We start from the raw sequence: 17020 nt of genomic DNA, 5'->3' as shown, positions 1-17020 counted from the left end.
CGCACTCTACCCGGTGCGTCCCGATTCGACGCGCCATCGCGGCAAACCGATAGGTCCGCGCACGCTTGCTACGGCTGCTGCAGGGCGGCCAGGACCGCCTTGGCCGTCGCCAGGCCGATGCCCGGGACCTCGGTGATCTGCTCCACCGTAGCCTGCTTGAGCTTGGCGACCGATCCGAAGTGCGTGACCAGCGCGGTCTTGCGCGCCGAGCCCAGCCCGGGCACCGAGTCCAGCACCGATTCGGTCATCCGCCGCGAGCGCTTGGAACGGTGGAAGGTGATGGCGAAGCGGTGCGCCTCGTCGCGGACCCGCTGCAGCAGATACAGCGCCTCGCTGGTGCGCGGCATGATCACCGGGTCCGCCTCGTTCGGCACCCACACCTCCTCCAGGCGCTTGGCCAGCCCGATGACCGCGACATCGGTGATGCCGAGTTCGTCGAGCACCTCGGCGGCGGCATTCACCTGCGGCGCACCGCCGTCCACCACGTACAGGTTGGGCGGGTAGGCGAAGCGGCGCGGCTTACCGGTCTTCGGATCGATGCCGGGCAGGCTGGATTCGACCGGGTCCGAACCGGATTCGAGCTCGGCGGCCTCGGCGGCGTCCAGGTCGCGGCGCAGCTTGCCGAAGCGCCGCCGGGTCACCTCGGCGATGCTGCCGACGTCGTCGGAGCGGCCCTCGCCGGCGGCCTCCTTGATGGCGTAGTGCCGATACTCGGACTTGCGGGCCAGGCCGTCCTCGAACACGACCAGTGAGGCCACCACATCGGTGCCCTGCACATGCGAGATGTCCACGCATTCGATGCGCAGCGGCGCGCTGTCCAGATCCAGCGCGTCCTGTAGTTCCTGCAACGCGGCCGAGCGCGCGGTCAGGTCGCCGGCGCGCTTGAGCTTGTGCTGGGCCAGGGCCTCCTGGGCATTGCGCTGCACGGTCTCGGCCAGCGCCTTCTTGTCGCCGCGCTGCGGCACCCGCAGCTGCACGGCCGAGCCGCGCAGGTCCGAGAGCCACTGCTGAACCTGCTCATGATCATTGGGCAGGGCCGGGACCAGCACCTCGCGCGGGACCACGGCCCCGGGCTGCGCGTCCCCGCTCTGCGCGGCGACCGCGGTCTGCTCGCCGTAGAACTGGGTGAGGAACTGCTCGACCAGCGCGGCCAGCTCCCCACCGGATTCCGCCACCGCAGGGTCGATGGAACCTGGGCCGGGGTCCTCCGTGGTTATGCCGGCTTCCGCCTCCGAGCCTGACCGCCCGAGGTCCAGGGCGTCGCCGGACTTGTCGACCACCCAGCCGCGCTGCCCGCGCACCCGGCCGTCGCGCACGTGGAAGATCTGGACCGCGACCTCGAGCTCGTCGACCGCGAAGTCGATGACATCGGCATCGGTGCCGGTGCCCAGCACCACGGCCTGCTTCTCCAGGGCGCGCTTGAGCGCCTGCACGTCGTCGCGCAGGCGGGCGGCCAATTCGAAGTCGAGTTCGTCGGCGGCCTCGTGCATGCGGCGCTCGAGCTGCTTGACCAGGCGATCGGTCTTGCCGGAGAGGAAGTCGCAGAAGTCGTCCACGATCTGCCGGTGCTCGGCCGCGCTCACCCGGTCGATGCACGGCGCGGAGCACTTGTCGATATAGCCGAGCAGGCACGGCCGCCCGATCTGGCTGTGCCGCTTGAAGACTCCCGCCGAGCAGGTGCGCACCGGGAACACCCGCAGCAGCAGATCCAGGGTCTCGCGAATGGCCCAGGCATGGGCGTACGGGCCGAAGTACCGCACGCCCTTCTTGCGCGCGCCGCGGTAGACGAACACCCGCGGATACTCCTCGTCGAGGCTGACCGCCAGCACCGGATACGACTTGTCGTCGCGGTAGCGGACATTGAAGCGCGGATCGAATTCCTTGATCCAGTTGTATTCCAGCTGCAGCGCTTCCACCTCGGTGGACACCACGGTCCACTCGACCCCGGCCGCCGTGGTCACCATCTGCCGGGTGCGCGGGTGCAGCCCGGCCACGTCGGCGAAGTACGAGTTCAGGCGCTGGCGCAGGCTTTTCGCCTTGCCGACATAGATGACCTGCCCGAACTTGTCCCGGAACTTGTAGACGCCTGGTTCGACGGGAATGGTGCCCGGTGCGGGCCGGTAGGTCGCGGGATCTGCCACGGCTCCAGGTTAGTCAGTGCCCCCGACAGGCCGGGAAGGCCTCCGACACACCCGCCGGGCCTCCGGGCGACCATCCGCGGCGGTCACGGTGACGAAGTATCCGCAAGATCGTTCACCTGGAGGGACCGCCATGATCCGACTGCGTTTGCGCCGCTCGCTCGCCATCGCGGGGGCGGTCTGCCTGGCCGCCGCCGCGCTGGTGGCGGTCTCGGTACCGGCCGAGGCCGCCGCCGGGCCGATCTTCGTCTACGGCGACTACCGCGAGCACCCGACGCCGCTGCCGATCCGCGCTGGGGCCGTGGCGAATTCGGCGCCGGAGCTGCTGGTCGCCTAGCACGGGCGCGGCCCGGCAGCGCCCGCGCGTTCCGGAGGACTCGCCACGCCGGAACACCGATCTCCGCGAGGTTCGGCCGTCCAGCGGGGCCTCGCGGTCAGTATGGGACGAACTGTTTCGCTTGATCTGTCCGTCTACGAGGGAGCTCGATCGATGACGAACCATCACCATCTCCACCCGCGCCGCCGGTCGCTCGCGATCGGTTCCGCGCTCGGCGTCGGCGCGGCGGGCCTGATCGCGGTATCGGCGCCGGCCGCCGGTGCCGACTCGGTCTGCCGCATCGACCGGACGCTCGACACCGCCACCTTCACCTGCCCCGCGGACACCTGGTACGCCGCGGTGGTGCAGTGCCTGGGCACCCGGCAGGTGGGCAGCGGCTACCAGGCCCCCACCTTCATCGTGGGCGATTCGCCTCGGCCGCTCATCCCGATGACGATCGAATGCAACGGCGAGGGCAAGCGGGGCATCGTGCTGAATGCCTGGACCGACGGGCCGTTCTGACCCACCTGCACGGTTCCGATCCGCGGTGCGCGGAGCTAGGCGATCTCATGCCGCAAAGCCGGTGCGAGATCGCCCTTTTCGCCCACCTCGACGGTGTCGAGTTCGAGCCAGCCGGCCATGTCCCGCAGCGCCGCGGCCAGTGCGGCCGCCACCCGCGAGTGATCCCGGCCCGGCTCGGCGAACGCGCCCGGCACCAGCAGCCGCCCGGTCCCGCGCTCGGCGCGCAGGTCCACCCGCGCCACCAGTTCGCCGTCGAGCAGGAACGGGAAGACGTAATATCCGTGCACGCGTTTGTGTTCCGGCGTGTAGATCTCGATGCGGTAGTGGAAGTCGAAGAGCCGCTCGGTGCGGTCGCGGAAGAAGATGAGCGGATCGAAGGGGCACAGCAGGGCCGCGCCCGTGACCCGGCGCGGCGTGCGGGCCTCGGCATGCAGGTAGGCGGGCTTGTCCCAGCCCGCGACGGTGACCCGCTCCAGCTCTCCGGCGTCGAGGAGGTCGGCGATGGCGGGCTCGGTTTGGCGGCGGTTGAGCCGGTAGTAGTCCCGCAGATCGGTTTCGGTGCCGATGCCGTGCGCCCGCGCCGCACGCCGCACCAGTTCCCGCACCGCGTCGGCTTCATCCGCTTCGCGCGAGAGGACCTCGGGCGGAAGGACATTCGCGGCCAGGTCGTAATGCCGCTGGAAGCCTACGCGTTTCGGCACCGTCAGCTCCCCCGCCGCGAACAGTGCCTCGCAGACCACCTTGGTGTCGCTGTAGTTCCAGCCCCAATTGTCCTTGGCCCGTGGCCGATCCAGCTCCAGATGCCGCTCGATCTCGCCCGCCGTGCTGGACCCGAACTCCTTGACCACGCCGAGCACATCGTCGGCCAGGGCCGGATTGCGTTCGAGCACCTGCCGCATCCCGTTCCAGCGTCCGTGCCGGTACTGCACCATGCGCCAGCGCAGGAGCGACCAGTCCTCGACCGGGATCAGCGCCGCCTCGTGCGCCCAGTACTCGATGAGCTGCCGGGGCCGCCGGGCGGTGTGCCCCCATGCGGCCTCGTCCAGCAGCGCCCGGTCGTAGGCCCCGATCCTGCTGAACACCGGGGCGTAGTGCGCGCGCACCACCGCCGACACCGAGTCCAGCTGCAGCAGCCGGGTGCTGTCGAGCACCTTCAGAACCGTTCGCCGGGTGGGCGTACCGCTCGGCGGCGCCGTGGCGAAGCCCTGTGCCGCGAGTGCGATGCGGCGCGCCGCCGCGAGTGACAGGGATCCGGACGAAGAAGTCGGCACACTCGAACCATGCCATGTCCCACCGACAACCTCGTTCGATACAGCACTGTATCGAGCGCCTGTACAGCAGCGACCTCGTTCGATACATTCGTGTATCGAACTTCGACACCAAGGAAATCATGGGCATGATCGAGAATCCGGATGTCATCGTGGTCGGGGCCGGGCTGGCCGGTCTCGTCGCCACGTACGAGCTGGTCAAGGCGGGACGCCGCGTACTCGTGCTGGATCAGGAGAACCGCGCCAACCTGGGCGGCCAGGCGTTCTGGTCGCTGGGCGGGCTGTTCTTCGTGGACAGTCCCGAACAACGGCGGCTCGGCGTCAAGGACAGCCTCGCGCTCGCCATGCAGGACTGGTTCGGCTCGGCCGGCTTCGACCGTGAGGACGAGGACCACTGGGCCCGGCAGTGGGCGCGCGCGTACGTGGAGTTCGCGGCCACCGAGAAGCGGCAGTACCTCTACGATCTCGGGTTGCGGGTGACGCCCGTGGTCGGCTGGGCCGAGCGCGGCGGCGTGACCGCCGACGGGCACGGCAACTCGGTGCCGCGCTTCCATCTCACCTGGGGCACCGGCCCCGAGGTGGTACGGGTGTTCCTCGAGCCGGTGCTCGAGGCCGAGCAGCGGGGACAGGTCGGCTTCGCCTTCCGGCACCGGGTCGACGAGCTGATCGTGGAGGACGATGCGGTGACCGGCGTGCGCGGTAGCGTGCTGGAGCCCGCCACCGAGGCCCGCGGGGTCGCGTCCTCACGGAATATCGTGAGCGAGTTCGAGTTCCGTGCGCGCGCGGTCATCGTGTCCTCCGGCGGCATCGGCCACAATCACGAACTCATCCGCCGCAACTGGCCGACCGACCGGCTCGGCCCCTGCCCGGAGCACATGATCTCCGGCGTGCCCGCGCACGTGGACGGCCGCATGCTGGGCATCACCGAGGCCGCGGGCGGGCGCATCGTGAACCGGGATCGCATGTGGCACTACACCGAGGGCATCCACAACTGGGATCCGATCTGGCCCGATCACGCCATCCGCATCATTCCCGGCCCGTCCTCGCTGTGGTTCGACGCCAATGGAAAGCGCATGACCGCACCGGCTTTCCCGGGTTTCGACACCAATGCCACCATGAAGCAGATCCTGGCGACCGGCTACGACTACTCATGGTTCATTCTCGACCAGTCGATCATCGAGAAGGAGTTCGCGCTCTCGGGCTCGGAGCAGAATCCCGATCTCACCGGCAAGGATCTGAAGCTGGCCCTCAAGAGCCGGGTGGCGAAGGGCGCGCCGGGCCCGGTCGAGGCATTCAAGCAGCACGGGGTGGACTTCGTGGTCGCCGACACCCTGGCCGAGCTGATCGCGGGCATGAACAAGATCTCGCGCGGCCCGCACCTCGACCTCGCCGACATCGAGCGCCAGATCGTGGCCCGCGACCGGGATGTCGAGAACAAGTACAGCAAGGACGCCCAGCTGATGGCCGTCAACAACGCGCGCCGCTTCCTGGGCGACAAGGTCCGGGTGGCGAGCCCGCACAAGATCCTGGATCCCGCGCACGGCCCGCTGATCGGCGTGCGCCTGAACATCCTGACCCGCAAGACGCTGGGCGGCCTGCAGACCAATCTGGACTCGCAGGTCATCCGCGCCGACGGCACCCCGTTCCCGGGCCTCTACGCCGCGGGCGAGGTCGCCGGGTTCGGCGGTGGCGGCGTGCACGGCTACAACGCGCTGGAGGGCACCTTCCTCGGCGGCTGCATCTTCTCCGGTCGCGCAGCCGGCCGCGCGCTCGGCAATACCGCCTCCCCGGAACTTTAGCGGGCAGCTGAGTGCCGTTGGCCGCCGTGCACCCGTGCCGGCGGTTGGCTGCCGAACCAATTCAGGACGTACCCGGCGAGTTACTCCGAAGGGCACGAAATCAGTTGTCGCCCACCGCCCGGATATTGGTCCGGGCGGCCGGGCGCTCGATCACTTCAGGGTGCAACCGCGAACCAGCGGTAGAGGTCGCGGCGCAGCAGCAGCGCCAGCACCACGCCGGACACCATGACGCCGAAGAGCACGGTGAACGGCCCCACGCCCGCGGGCATTTCGGCCGACACCAGCGTGAAGATGCCCAGGAAGGACTGCAGGCTGGCCAATCCGAGCGCGGTCACCCAGATCCAGCGCGAGCGCAGCCCGAACAGCAGTGCGACACCGCCGGTCACCCAGGCGGCGAAGAAGTGGCCGATGCTGCCGACCACGCACGAGACGCCGCCGGTGATGGACAGCAGGCTGTGCAGCACCGCCAGTCCCATCGCGCCGAACGCGGCGTACTGCGTTTCCCGGACCTGGGCGGGCATATCGATTTCGGAACCATCACGGCGCAACCCCCGCACCCCGTCGAGCACCCGCTCGAAAAATGTGGCTGGAATGCCGTTTTCCGCGGCGACGGGCGTCATATCCATCTCGTCGGCAACGGCCATTTGCGAACTCACAGCACTCCTCATCGAGTAACCCCTGGTCGCGCGCCCCCTGCGAACGCGCTGAACCTGACGCTAACCAAATGTTCGGATTCCGGACAATCTGGTTGACGAAGTTATGACCATGGCCACAGCCGATAGGTAGCATGCGAAACAGTGATCTCGAACACATAACGGCCGCACGCGATTTCGCGTGCGGCCGTTGAAAGCGCAGGTCCGGACAGAGTTTCTCAGTGTACCCCCGGAAGCGGAAAACTACTTGTCGTCCATGGGGATCGGCGGGATCACCGGGAACTCGCCGGTGTAGCCCTCGCGCAGCCTGGCGATGGCCAGCACCCGCGGGCTGGCGACCTTCCACCCGATGGCCAGCGCGGGCACGATGATCACCAGGCTGGCCACCGTCCACGTACCGACCGGATGGTCGAAAGCCATCAGCACCAGCACCGCGAAGAGGAACACCAGTGTCGCGATGCCGGTGTAGGGCGCACCGAACATCCGGAACGCCGGACGCTCCGCCTGCCCCTTCTTCCACAGGTAGAACAGCTTCAACTGACACAGCACAATGGTCGCCCAGGAAGCCAGAATGCCGAGCGACGCGACGTTCAGCACGATTTCGAAAGCCTCCGACGGCACAATGTAATTCAGCCAGATACCGAACAGCGCGATGGTGGCGGTGAGCAGAATGCCGCCGTACGGCACACCTGCACTGGACATCCGTGAAGTGAATTTCGGCGCACTGCCGTTCATCGCCATCGAGCGGAGGATGCGGCCGGTCGAATACAGTCCGGCATTCAAACTCGACAGCGCCGCGGTGAGCACCACGAAATTCATGATCGAACCCATGTGCGCGACACCGAGTTTGCCGAAGAAGGTGACGAACGGGCTCTCGCCGCCCTTGTACGCGGTGTAGGGCAGCAGCAGCGCCAGCAGAATCACCGAGCCGCAATAGAATACGGCGATACGCATGATCACCGAATTGATGGCGCGCGGCATGATCTTGGCCGGATTCTCGGTCTCGCCGGCCGCGATGCCCACCATTTCCACGGCGGCGTAGGCGAACACGACGCCGGAGGTGACGGTGACCAGCGGCAGCACGCCGGTCGGGAACCAGCCGCCGGCATCGGAGACCATGCGCAGTCCGGTGCTCTGGCCCTCGACCTCGAAGCGCCCGGCCAGGAAGACGGTGCCGACGACCAGGAAGGTCACCAGGGCCACCACCTTGATCATGGCCGCCCAGAATTCCATCTCGCCGAACCATTTGACCGAGACCAGGTTGATGCCGAGCACGATGATCAGCGCGCCCAGCGCCAGCAGCCATTGCGCGATCGGCTGGAAGGGTCCCCAGTAGTGCAGATAGGTGGCGATCGCGGTGGTGTCGACGATGCCGGTCATGGACCAGTTCAGGAAGTACATCCAGCCGGCCACGAATGCGGCCTTCTCACCGAAGAATTCGCGCGCATAGGAGACGAACGAGCCCGAGGACGGGCGGTGCAATACCAGTTCGCCGAGGGCGCGCAGGATGAAGAACACGAAGATGCCGCAGATGAGGTACACCAGGAACAGCGATGGGCCGGCATTGTGCAGCCGGCCACCCGCGCCCAGGAACAGGCCGGTGCCGATGGCACCGCCGATGGCGATCATCTGCAATTGCCGGGGCTTCAGGGCTTTGTGATAGCCGCTGTCCTCGGCATTGAGGCTGGTGGCAGTAGTCCGGATCTCGGTCATTCGCCGGGTTAACCCTCCGCAATCGTGAAGTGAGGCAGCCTGAGGGTACCTTGCCGTTTGCTGAGCTCCACATCGATACTCCGAGCGGGGAATCCTTCGCAAAAAGAAGGCCGGTCAAGCGACCAATTGGCTGGTTTTTCGGAGATTGCCGTGAAGGCGCTGAAATACTCGAGCGATCTGCGGCCGGCATTTCCCCTGGTAGCCCTCCGATCCGGCCCGTCAAAGCCCTGCCCCCGCGGGCCCACGGCGCTAGAGTCCGATCATGAGGCGCTCGCGACGAATCGGGAGCGGCGCTGCCGCTCTACTGCTGCTGGTCGGATTGGTCACCGCCTGTTCGTCCTCGACGAACCAGAGTGCGTCGTGCACGGTGTCCCCCAACGGAACTCCGGTCACCTCCGGGGCGCCTGCCGGGCCCAGCAGCACGAATCTGGCCCTGCACCCCGAGGTCGCCACCGGTTACCGCACCGGCATGACACCCGTGCGCACCGGCGATTTCGCGGTCTCCACCGCCAATCCCGTTGCCACCGAGGCGGCTTGCCGGGTCCTGCGGGACGGCGGCACCGCCGCGGACGCGCTCATCGTGGCGCAGACCGTGCTGAATCTGGTGGAGCCCCAGGCCACCGGTATCGGCGGCGGCGCGTTCCTGATGTACTACGACGCCAATACCAGGACCGTCGACGCCTACGACGGCCGCGAGACCGCCCCGGCGGCCGCCACCGAGGACTACCTGCGCTACATCAGCGCCGCCGATCACACTGTGCCGCAACCGAATGCGCGGGCCAGCGGACGTTCCATCGGCACGCCGGGCGTGCTGCGGATGCTGGAGCTGGCCCACGACGAGCACGGCAAGCAGCCGTGGAAGGACCTGTTCGCCCCGGCGATCAACCTGGCGGATCAGGGCTTCAAGATCTCACCGCGGATGGCGAGCCAGATCTCCGACTCCAAGGCCGACCTGGCGCGCGACGACAATGCCAAGGAGTATTTCCTACAACCCGACGGCAGCCCGAAGCCGTCCGGCACCACGCTCACCAATCCCGCCTTCGGCAAGACCCTCTCGGCCATCGCGACCGACGGGGCGAACGCCTTCTATACCGGCGCGATCGCCGCGGACATCGTGGACACCACCGCCACCACCGCGGGCGGACGCACCCCGGGGCTGCTGTCCCTGGCGGATCTGCAGTCCTACCGGGCGAAGAAGCGCACCGCGGTGTGCTCGCCCTACCGCACCCACGAGGTGTGCGGCATGCCCAACCCGTCCTCGGGCGGCATCGCGGTGGAGGCGACCCTGGGCATCCTGTCCAACTTCGATCTGGCGTCGATGAAACCGGCGGACCTCGGCGGCGACAGCACCACCGCCCGCAACGGCGGCAAACCCACCCCGGAGGCCGTGCACCTGATCGCCGAGGCCGAGCGCCTGGCCTACGCCGACCGCGACAAGTACATCGGCGACTCGGATTTCGTTCCGCTGCCGGGCAATTCGCCGCAGACCCTGCTGGATCCCGGCTACCTGAAGCAGCGTGCGGCGCTCATCGACCCGGCCAAGAGCCTGGGCACCGCCAAGCCGGGTGACTTCGGCCCGGTGCCGGTCGGCAACGGCCCGCAGCAGCCCGAGCACGGCACCAGCCACATCTCCATCGTCGACAAGTACGGCAACGCGGCCTCCATGACCACCACGGTCGAATCCGCGTTCGGGTCATTCCATTTCGTGGACGGGTTCATCCTCAACAACCAGCTCACCGACTTCTCGGCCGAACCGGTCGACAAGGACGGCGCCCCGATCGCCAACCGCCTCGACCCCGGCAAGCGGCCGCGCAGCTCCATGGCCCCGACCCTGGTCTTCGACCGCAATCCCGACGGCTCGCGCGGCGCGCTCAGCTACGTCACCGGTTCGCCCGGCGGGGCGGTGATCATCCAGTTCGTGGTGAAAACCCTGGTGGGCATGCTGGATTGGGGCATGAACCCGCAGCAGGCGGTGTCGATGATCGACTTCGGCGCGGCCAACTCCCCCACCACCTATGTGGGTGGTGAGCATCCGGCCGTCGACGCCTCCGACAACGGCGACCACGATCCGCTGGTGCAGAAACTGCGCCAGTACGGCGACCAGGTCTCGGTCACCCCGCAGTCCAGCGGTCTGTCGGCCCTGGTCCGCGACGGTAATGGCTGGATCGGCGGCGCGGACCCGCGCCGCGAGGGCGCGGTGCTCGGCGCCCCGCGCTAGCGTCGGTCCTGGTTCTCGGCGCTGTACTTGGCGCCGAGTTCCCGGAACCGGTCCATGGCCTCGGCGGCGCGCATCTTGTCGTTGGAGCGGATGGCCATCATGGGCACGTACTCGTCGTGCGCCAATTCCAGCCGGGCCCAGGACTTCTTGTCCGGGAAGGAGATCCCGCGGATGTCCTTCCACTGGAACTCGCTGTCGCCCACGATATTGCGCACCGTCACCCCGCGCCGGCCGACCCGCACCCGGGGCCGGGTGAGCGTCAGCACGCCGCCGGCCAGCAGCAGGCCGAACACCATCAGGCCGATCTGGTCGGAGACCCGGAAGTTCACGCCGGTGGATCCGTGCCGCAGCACGATGCCGCCGAAGATGAAGAGGGCCGCCAGCACCGCCGCCACGATCCGCACGGTGACGATGGCGTGGTGCGGTCGCACCTCGAGATCCCAATCGCCCGCGGCGGTGCCGGGCTGCACCGGCGTCTCGGTTTCGGTCGGCTCGGCCATGGCGTCCTCGGACTCCGCTCTCTGCTCGGCCCGCGGATCGGAGTGCGCCGCAGGCGTTTCCGGCGTGGCGGCAGGCTTGCGGGGCGGCTCCTCGGAGCCGCCGTCCCGCTTCCAGATCCGCACGACCGGCATGGCTAGACGGTCTGGGTCAGCTCGCGCAGGGTCAGCGCGGCGTCGAGGGCGGCGGCCGCGGCCTGCTCGCCCTTGTTCTCGATCGAGCCGGGCAGGCCCGCGCGATCCAGCGCCTGCTGCTCGGTGTTCACGGTGAGCACGCCATTGGTCACCGGGGTGCTCTCATCGAGGGACACCCGGGTCAGACCGGCGGTCACCGAATCGCACACGTACTCGAAATGCGGTGTCTCACCACGGATCACGACACCCAGCGCGACCACCGCGTCATGGCTGCGGGCCAGTGCCTGCGCCACGACCGGCAGCTCCATCGCGCCGGCGACCCGGACCACGGTGATGTCGGCGACGCCCGCGGCCCGGGCGGTCTGCTCCGCGTTCGCGACCAGCGCGTCGCAGATGGTGGTGTGCCAGCGCGACGCCACGATCCCCAGCTTGAGGTCCTTGGCATCGGCCAGCTCGAAGGTCGGTACGCCCGTACCGCTCATTCTCGTTTCCGCCCTCTCGGTAGTCGGTTCCGGCGCGTCAGTTCGCGGTTTCGCCCAGGTCCAGGTCTTCCAGGCCGACCAGGTCGTGGCCCATCCGATCCCGCTTGGTGCGCAGATACCGCAGATTGTGCTTGTTCGCGCGCACGGGCATCGCCACCCGCTCGCTGATGCTCAGGCCGTAGCCCTCGATCCCGGCACGCTTGTCGGGATTGTTGGTGAGCAGCCGCATCGAGGTGATGCCCAGGTCGGCGAGGATCTGAGCGCCGATGCCGTAGTCGCGCGCGTCGGCGGGCAGGCCCAGGTCCAGGTTGGCGTCCACGGTGTCGGCGCCGCCGTCCTGCAGCTGGTATGCCTGCAGCTTGTGCAGCAGCCCGATGCCGCGGCCCTCGTGGCCGCGCATGTAGAGCAGCACGCCGCGGCCCTGCTGGGCGATCATCTCCATGGCGGCGTCCAGCTGCGGGCCGCAGTCGCAGCGCAGCGAGCCGAAGGCGTCGCCGGTGAGGCATTCCGAGTGCACGCGCACCAGTACGTCCATGCCGTCGCCGATATCGCCCATGACCAGGGCCACGTGCTCGGCGTCGTCGTATTCGCTCTCGTAGCCGATCGCCAGGAAGTCGCCGAACTCGGTGGGCAGCTTGGCCTCGGCCACCTGCTTGACGTGCTTCTCGTTGCGGCGGCGCCAGGCGATCATGTCGGCGATGGAGATCAGCGCCAGATCGTGCTCGTCGGCGAAGATGCGCAACTCCTCGGTGCGCGCCATATCGCCCTCGTTCTTCTGGCTGACGATCTCGCAGATGACGCCGGCGGGGCTGAGCCCGGCCATCCGGGCCAGATCCACGGCGGCCTCGGTGTGGCCGGGCCGGCGTAGCACGCCACCATCCTTGGCGCGCAACGGAACCACGTGGCCCGGGCGGGTCAGATCGTCGGACTTGGCGTTGCGGTCGGCCAGCACGCGCATGGTGGTGGCGCGGTCGGCGGCCGAGATGCCGGTGGTGATGCCCTCGCGGGCGTCGACGGAGACGGTGTAGGCGGTGCCGTGCTTGTCCTGGTTGACCGCGTACATCGGCGGCAGGCCCAGGCGATCGCAGTCGTCCCCGGTGAGCGGCACACAGATGTAACCGGAGGTGTAGCGGATCATGAAGGCCACCAGCTCGGGTGTCGCCTTCTCCGCCGCGAAGATGAGGTCGCCCTCGTTCTCCCGGCCCTCGTCGTCGACGACGACAACCGCCTTACCGGCGGCGATGTCGGCGACTGCGCGCTCGATGGTGTCGAACCTGGTCACGTCTGTTGTGCTCCATCTCGAATTAGGTGCCTCATTACAGTAGGGCACTGTCCAATTTGCGCCGCCTCCGGCGTCGCGGGTTCGCGGCCCTGGAGGTCTCGTTCTTCCCTCCTCCGCTCCTCCGCTTCGCTCTCCCGCTCTGTCGGTCCAGAACGAGATGGGCCGCGAACCTTGGACGTCAGCCGCGCTGTACGAGCCGTTCGACGTACTTGGCGATGATGTCGACTTCGAGATTCACGGTGGTGCCGACCGGGGCCGTGCCGAGGGTGGTGAGCTCGCGGGTGGTGGGGATGAGCGACACCTCGAACCAGTCCTTGGCGCCGTCGGCGAAGGCGTCCTCGGCCGGGCCGATGCCCGAGACGGTCAGCGAGATGCCGTCCACGGTGATCGAGCCCTTCTCCACCACATAGCGAGCGATGCTGTCGGGCAGGGAGATTCGCACGACCTCCCAGTTCTCGTACGGGGTGCGGGAGACGATGGTGCCGGTGCCGTCGACGTGACCCTGCACGATGTGCCCGCCCAGGCGGCTGTTCACGGCCGCCGCGCGCTCGAGGTTGACGCGGGAGCCCACGGTCAGGCCGCCGATGCTGGAGCGGTCCAGGGTCTCGGCCATGACGTCGACGGTGAAGGTGTCGCCCTCGATCTTCCGGTCGACCACGGTGAGGCAGACGCCGTTGACGGCGATCGAATCACCGTGTCCCGCATCGGAGGTCACCAGCGGTCCGCGAATGGTCAGCCGCGCCGAATCGTCCAGCTGCTCGGTGGCGAGGATCTCGCCCAGCTCCTCGACGATGCCTGTGAACATGCGTACCTCTCCCTGATCGCGTGTGCGTGCTCCGCTCGAGCCAACAGCCGGTGCGGTACGCGGTATTCCCCGCGTGGACAGCTGTCCCCTTCAGCCTAACGACGCGGGGTCGTAGGCGACATGCGGCCTCGTTCACTGGAGCGTTGGATACCGGTGGATGGACGAAATCGGGCGTACGCCAATGTGCGATCGGATAATTGTGTCCATTGGTCGCGATCGCCAATTGAGACGCCGGGATTTACCGGTACTTTGAATGGCCTGACCTGGCCCAACTGGGATTGGTACCCAATTCACGACTCGCTCAACCCAGAATCTTGCGCGGCAGCGAGAATGGTCGCAAGATTGTTATGCAGCTGATTCCCACAGTTCAACTTCTCCGCGAGCAGTTCAGTGCAGAACGGTCACCGTGTCCACGGCCGATCCGGACGGTGACGACCATCGCAAGCAGAACCGAAGGAAGGTTGGACCCCGCGCGGGTCGGATTCAGGTGGCAGACAACACAATCGGCACAGTTGGGGGTGCGGCGTGACCATGCTTCTCGATTCGACACTCGAAGTTCGCTGCGTACAGTACCGACGCGAATTTCACCTGCCGGCATCGATCGACCCGACGTCACGGCACATCCTGTTGGAAATAGGCACTCGATACGGTGCCATCACCATGCCCGCCGACCTCGGCGAACGCGTCCAGCAGCAGCTGGCGCAGGCCGATCTGGCCGGGCCGGTCGTGCACCACCCCCGGGCACGGCGATGGACCTTCATCACCGGCCCCGCCCGGCCGGAATCCCTCACCAAATCGGTGACCGCCGCCCTGTTCCGGCTCTACGCCACCGTCGCGTGCCCGGGAGCGCAGGTCGTGCTCCCGTCCGCCGACGACGAGCGGACGGGATACCGCACCTGGGTGCACTGCCCCGATGCCAGTGACACGGTTCCGCCGCTGGAATCGGTGATCGAAGCGGTGCTACAGCACTGAGCCCGCGCTACTGCGCGGACGCCGCCTCGACCGCGATCACCTTCTGCCGCAAGATTTCCACGGTCGCGGCCGGGTCCGGGGTACCGTACACCGCGGAGCCCGCCACGAAGCAGTCGATGCCGGCCTCGGCAGCCTGTTCGATGGTGTCCATATTGATGCCGCCGTCGATCTCCACGACCAGGCGCAGCTCACCGGCGTCGACCAGGCGGCGCACCTGCCGGGCCTTGTCGAGCACGTGCGCGATGAAAGACTGTCCGCCGAAACCGGGTTCGACGCTCATCACCAGCAGGGTGTCGAACTCGCGCAGGATCTCGAGGTAGGGCTCGATCGGGGTGTTCGGCTTGACCGAGAGCCCCGCCTTGGCGCCCGCGGCGCGGATGTCACGCGCCACCGCGATCGGGTTGTCGGTGGCCTCGGCGTGAAAAGTGACGTTGTAGGCACCGGCCTCGGCGTAGCCCGGGGCCCAGCGCTCCGGGTTCTCGATCATGAGGTGGCAGTCCATCGGGATGTCGGTCACCTTCAACAGGCTTTCCACCACCGGCAGACCCAGCGTCAGATTCGGGACGAAATGGTTGTCCATCACATCGACGTGCACCCAGTCGGCGCCCTCGATCGCTTGCAGTTCGGCCGCGAGATTCGCGAAGTCGGCGGACAGGATGGACGGGGCGATCATCGGAGCGGGCCGCTGGAAGGGGGAGGAAGAGGTGCACACGGGCCGCAGTCTATCGGCAGCCCCCCATGGCCCCCACGTCAACGGGAATGGCTGATTGCCGCGCACCGGAATGGGTAGCCTCTACAGAGTGATCAACATTTCGGCGGAACAAGGGTTGCGAGGTACACCGGTCGAGATCGGTGTCGCCGCGTCCGTCTCCCAGTTGCCCATCGTGCGCGGACTCGCCGAAACACTGGTGCTGCTCAGCGATTTCACCCTGGACGAGGTGGCCGATATCCGGCTCGCCGTCGACGAGGCGGCCTCCACGCTGATCGCCGTCGCCGCGCCGGGCACCACGCTGCAGTGCGTGTTCACCGTCGGCGACTCGGATCTGATCGTGCGGGTGAGCGGCATCGCCGGGGCCGAGGGGCTACCGGACCAGCGCAGCTTCGGCTGGCACGTGCTGCGGACGCTCTCCGACGAGGTCACCGCCACCCAGGAACCCTTCGATCCGGCGATCTCCGGATACCCGACGGCGGTGGAGTTCCGGCGGGTCCGGGGGAAGGCGTAGTGACCGACGGAGACAACGTGTTCGCAGCATCCGCCGACGCACCGGGACCCGAGGAACTGCGCGACGACCGGGAAACCGAAACGGACGAGACCGAGACCGAGGACACCGCCGAGGAGACGGTCGACGCCGACGAGGCCGAGGAGGTCGCGCGCAGCGTCTCCGGCTACGACGACGTCACCACGCTGTTCGCGGAACTGGCCGCCGCCGCACCGGAATCCGGGCGGCGCGCCGCACTGCGCACCGAACTGATCAACCGCTGCATTCCCCTCGCCGACCACATCGCCCGCAAATTCAGCGGCCGCGGTGAGCCTTTCGACGACCTCACCCAGGTCGCGCGGGTGGGGCTGGTGCACGCGGTGGACCGCTTCGACATCTCCCGCGGCTCCAACTTCCTGTCCTTCGCGGTGCCGACCATCATGGGCGAGGTCCGCCGCTACTTCCGCGACAACACCTGGGCCATGCGGGTACCGCGCCGCGTCAAGGAAACCCACCTGCGCATCGGCTCCGCCATCGACGCCCTCTCCCAGCAGCTGGGCCGCTCCCCCACCGCCAAGGAGATCGCGGCCGCCCTCGAGATCGACGCCGACGAGGTCACCCAGGCGGTCATCGCCGGAAACGCCTACCAGCCCAGCAGCATCGACGCCGTCTCCGTCGGCCGCGACACCGAGGCCTCGCTCCTCGACACCCTCGGCGAGGAAGAATCCCAGTTCGACCGCGTCGAGGAATACGTGGCCATCCGGCCCCTGCTGGCCGGGCTTCCCGAACGCGAACGCCGCATCCTCACCATGCGCTTCTTCGAATCCATGACCCAGACCCAGATCGCCCAGCAGATGGGCATCTCGCAGATGCACGTCTCCCGGATCCTCTCGAAAACCCTTGCCCGCCTGCGGGAACAATCCGCCCGCGAGTGACTCCGGCGTGGCCGGGGCCCCGGCGCGCGCCCAGGATGGGTAGATTGCGGTCGGGTCATGATCGCCTCGGCCGGATGCAAAGGGGT

16 protein-coding genes are annotated in these 17020 nt (G+C 67.9%); 7 read left to right on the top strand and 9 right to left on the bottom strand.

The features are described 5' to 3' along the window. Positions 1 to 68: 68 nt before the first annotated feature. Entirely contained in the window at positions 69 to 2141 is a 2073-nt protein-coding gene (gene uvrC, locus ACFXKA_RS22630) for an excinuclease ABC subunit UvrC (protein ID WP_379428751.1), read from the bottom strand. Between the two features lie 130 nt (positions 2142 to 2271). On the opposite strand from uvrC, the gene ACFXKA_RS22625 reads away from it, so the two are divergent. Continuing rightward, positions 2272 to 2475: a hypothetical protein gene (locus tag ACFXKA_RS22625; protein WP_379428750.1), complete on the top strand. Its 204-nt coding sequence runs from the start codon at positions 2272 to 2274 to the stop codon at positions 2473 to 2475. 153 nt (positions 2476 to 2628) lie between these two features. Beyond that, on the top strand, positions 2629 to 2976 hold the full coding sequence (locus ACFXKA_RS22620) for a hypothetical protein (RefSeq protein WP_379428749.1): 348 nt from the start codon (positions 2629 to 2631) through the stop codon (positions 2974 to 2976). Between the two features lie 35 nt (positions 2977 to 3011). On the opposite strand, the gene ACFXKA_RS22615 is transcribed toward ACFXKA_RS22620, so the two are convergent. Continuing rightward, complete coding sequence (locus tag ACFXKA_RS22615) at positions 3012 to 4247, bottom strand: winged helix-turn-helix domain-containing protein (RefSeq protein ID WP_379428748.1); 1236 nt, start codon at positions 4245 to 4247, stop codon at positions 3012 to 3014. A 125-nt stretch (positions 4248 to 4372) separates the two neighbouring features. On the opposite strand from ACFXKA_RS22615, the gene ACFXKA_RS22610 reads away from it, so the two are divergent. After that, on the top strand, positions 4373 to 6043 hold the full coding sequence (locus tag ACFXKA_RS22610; RefSeq protein WP_379428747.1) for an FAD-binding dehydrogenase: 1671 nt from the start codon (positions 4373 to 4375) through the stop codon (positions 6041 to 6043). Positions 6044 to 6198: 155 nt separating this feature from the next. Here ACFXKA_RS22610 and ACFXKA_RS22605 read toward each other — a convergent pair whose 3' ends face one another. Then, a complete protein-coding gene (locus ACFXKA_RS22605) occupies positions 6199 to 6699 on the bottom strand; it encodes a hypothetical protein (protein WP_379428746.1) in 501 nt (166 codons plus the stop codon). A gap of 240 nt (positions 6700 to 6939) precedes the next feature. Then, entirely contained in the window at positions 6940 to 8409 is a 1470-nt protein-coding gene (locus tag ACFXKA_RS22600; protein ID WP_379428745.1) for an amino acid permease, read from the bottom strand. 262 nt (positions 8410 to 8671) lie between these two features. Here ACFXKA_RS22600 and ACFXKA_RS22595 point away from each other — a divergent pair, with 262 nt between their 5' ends. Continuing rightward, positions 8672 to 10627: a gamma-glutamyltransferase family protein gene (locus ACFXKA_RS22595; protein ID WP_379428744.1), complete on the top strand. Its 1956-nt coding sequence runs from the start codon at positions 8672 to 8674 to the stop codon at positions 10625 to 10627. Here ACFXKA_RS22595 and ACFXKA_RS22590 read toward each other — a convergent pair. The 4 genes from ACFXKA_RS22590 to ACFXKA_RS22575 form a co-directional block, all read right to left on the bottom strand. Next, positions 10624 to 11259: a PH domain-containing protein gene (locus tag ACFXKA_RS22590; RefSeq protein WP_379428743.1), complete on the bottom strand. Its 636-nt coding sequence runs from the start codon at positions 11257 to 11259 to the stop codon at positions 10624 to 10626. The genes ACFXKA_RS22595 and ACFXKA_RS22590 overlap by 4 nt on opposite strands. A gap of 2 nt (positions 11260 to 11261) precedes the next feature. Continuing rightward, positions 11262 to 11741, bottom strand: coding sequence for a 6,7-dimethyl-8-ribityllumazine synthase (ribH, locus tag ACFXKA_RS22585; protein WP_357003218.1), 480 nt, complete (start codon positions 11739 to 11741; stop codon positions 11262 to 11264). Positions 11742 to 11778: 37 nt separating this feature from the next. Continuing rightward, on the bottom strand, positions 11779 to 13023 hold the full coding sequence (locus tag ACFXKA_RS22580; protein WP_354837452.1) for a bifunctional 3,4-dihydroxy-2-butanone-4-phosphate synthase/GTP cyclohydrolase II: 1245 nt from the start codon (positions 13021 to 13023) through the stop codon (positions 11779 to 11781). Positions 13024 to 13201: 178 nt separating this feature from the next. Beyond that, entirely contained in the window at positions 13202 to 13828 is a 627-nt protein-coding gene (locus ACFXKA_RS22575; RefSeq protein WP_354837450.1) for a riboflavin synthase, read from the bottom strand. Positions 13829 to 14488: 660 nt separating this feature from the next. Here ACFXKA_RS22575 and ACFXKA_RS22570 point away from each other — a divergent pair. Beyond that, positions 14489 to 14800: a hypothetical protein gene (locus ACFXKA_RS22570; RefSeq protein WP_379428742.1), complete on the top strand. Its 312-nt coding sequence runs from the start codon at positions 14489 to 14491 to the stop codon at positions 14798 to 14800. A 7-nt stretch (positions 14801 to 14807) separates the two neighbouring features. Here ACFXKA_RS22570 and rpe read toward each other — a convergent pair whose 3' ends face one another. After that, positions 14808 to 15473 (bottom strand): ribulose-phosphate 3-epimerase, encoded by a 666-nt coding sequence (gene rpe / locus ACFXKA_RS22565; protein ID WP_354837566.1) that lies wholly within the window; start codon positions 15471 to 15473, stop codon positions 14808 to 14810. Between the two features lie 127 nt (positions 15474 to 15600). Here rpe and ACFXKA_RS22560 point away from each other — a divergent pair, with 127 nt between their 5' ends. Further along, positions 15601 to 16023, top strand: coding sequence for an anti-sigma factor (locus tag ACFXKA_RS22560; protein ID WP_354837446.1), 423 nt, complete (start codon positions 15601 to 15603; stop codon positions 16021 to 16023). A 17-nt stretch (positions 16024 to 16040) separates the two neighbouring features. Then, complete coding sequence (locus ACFXKA_RS22555; RefSeq protein ID WP_379428741.1) at positions 16041 to 16934, top strand: RNA polymerase sigma factor SigF; 894 nt, start codon at positions 16041 to 16043, stop codon at positions 16932 to 16934. The last annotated feature ends 86 nt before the right edge of the window (positions 16935 to 17020 follow it).

This window comes from Nocardia sp. NPDC059228, from assembly GCF_042754245.1.
Classification (GTDB): domain Bacteria; phylum Actinomycetota; class Actinomycetes; order Mycobacteriales; family Mycobacteriaceae; genus Nocardia.
Note: the sequence above shows the minus strand (reverse complement) of the source record. Positions and strands in the feature narration are given on the sequence as shown.